This is a genomic window from Streptomyces milbemycinicus, assembly GCF_002154605.1.
Classification (GTDB): domain Bacteria; phylum Actinomycetota; class Actinomycetes; order Streptomycetales; family Streptomycetaceae; genus Streptomyces; species Streptomyces milbemycinicus.
Genome location: NZ_MUNE01001194.1, coordinates 1 through 1,251, shown reverse-complemented (window position 1 = coordinate 1,251; position 1,251 = coordinate 1). Strand labels below are relative to the sequence as shown.

1 protein-coding gene and 1 pseudogene are annotated in these 1,251 nt (G+C 71.3%); both read left to right on the top strand.

From position 1 onward, the window contains the following. Positions 1-820, top strand: an 820-nt coding sequence (locus CCN51_RS55610) for an NHL repeat-containing protein (RefSeq protein WP_483883490.1), incomplete at its 5' end; no start/stop codon positions are given. 215 nt (positions 821-1,035) lie between these two features. Next, positions 1,036-1,251, top strand: a pseudogene (locus CCN51_RS52025) (peptidoglycan bridge formation protein FemAB); the annotation flags it as partial.

Genomic DNA, 1,251 nt, shown 5'->3' with positions numbered 1-1,251 from the left:
CGCGGCCGGTTCCGGCGGCGAGGCCTGGGCGGTGGGCTCCCAGGGCGACGGCGACGTGCCGATCGTCGAACGCTGGGACGGCACCGCCTGGAACGTTGAGGACGTGCCCCTGCCGGACGGCGCGCGCGGCGGTTTCCACGCGGTCGCCGTCTCGCCCCAGGGCACGGTCTGGGCCGGCGGCGGCCTCTTCAACGACGAGCCGGGGGGCTATCAGGATCAGCTGCTGAAGACCAGGGACCCCGACGGGACCTGGCGGAACGTCGAGATCCCGGCCGACGCGGCCGTCGGCTCCACGATCAACGTCCTGCCGCTCGCCGACGACGATGTGTGGCTGCTCGGGTCCAAGGGGGTAGCGCACTTCGACGGGACGGCCTGGACCCGCCAGCGGCTCCCCGCCCAGCTCGACGACAAGACCTTCTACCTCTACGACATCGAGCAGCGGAAGCCGGGCGAGCTGTGGGCCGTCGGGCTCATCGAGGACGACGAGCTGTGGCGGCGGCCGGTTGCGCTGAGGTTCGTCGACGGCAGCTGGACGGAGGTGCCCACGCCGAAGGAGACCGCCGAACTGCGCGGGATCACCTTCGACCGCCACGGGCAGCCGGTGATCGTCGGCACGACGCGGGAGCCGTCGGTGGACCCGAACGGCAACTACGTCCTGACCCTGGACAACGGCGGTCGCCTGGTCCGTGGGGAGCGGCCGCCCGGCGCCGGAATGCTCGTCGGGGCGGACACCGATGAACAGGGCCGGATCTGGACGTCGGGGACCGTGGCCGAGTTCGATCAGCCGGGTTCGACCCCGTACGTCGCCGTGCGCGACTGACGGACCGTAACCGCACGACCCCTCCCGAGGCCAGGTCAGACATCGCGTCTGACCTGGCCTTTCGACATGCGTACGGGCAAGAGCACAGGCTCGGCCACTGTGTGACAGGGACTGCACAGGAACGGTCATGGTCCGGTCACATCCGCCGCTCGGCACGGTCACGGGCGGCTGTGAATCTTCCTCGCGTTCCTATCAACGGCACCCGAGGAGGCGCAGTGTCAGCGCTGCTCGTGACGGCGAGCCCTCGTCAGCAGGAGGCCTGGCTGGGGCCCATCAGCCCCGAGGTGTACCACGCCTTCCTGGCATCCCGCACCGGCTCCGCCCTGGGCCCCGGCTTTCTGCAGTGCCCGTCCTGGGCCGCGGTGAAGGACGGCTGGCAGGCCCAACTGCTCGGCTGGGGCCCGGAGCCCGGCCCCAGCCGAGCAGTTGGG